1 pseudogene is annotated in these 292 nt (G+C 66.8%); it reads right to left on the reverse strand.

What is annotated here, in order from left to right:
• Positions 1-292 (reverse strand): annotated as a pseudogene (locus SB753_RS36315) (FAD-binding oxidoreductase); the annotation flags it as partial.

Raw genomic sequence — 292 nt, forward strand, 5'->3', positions numbered from 1 at the left:
GGGATGGGCTCAGGCGGGTCGCCATGGATCGCATCGAGGTTCGTGACGGGGATCATGCTCACGTGATCGATGAGCGCGGGGGCGACCGCCCTCATCGGCGCGAGCATCTCGTCGCCGGCACCGACCTCACCCAGGTAACACACGCGCAGATGAGCGATCACCCTGCCGCGCAGAGGCTCGGGCACCGCGGGGCTCGCCGGCATCCAGATCATCGCGAGCGAGGTGCACATCTCATCGGGGATCGATTGCGTCCACTCGCCGTAAGCGATCAGGATGTCGCGCATGTGCGCTC

The organism is Paraburkholderia sp. SIMBA_053, from assembly GCF_046534895.1.
In the GTDB taxonomy this organism is placed as follows: domain Bacteria; phylum Pseudomonadota; class Gammaproteobacteria; order Burkholderiales; family Burkholderiaceae; genus Paraburkholderia; species Paraburkholderia caledonica.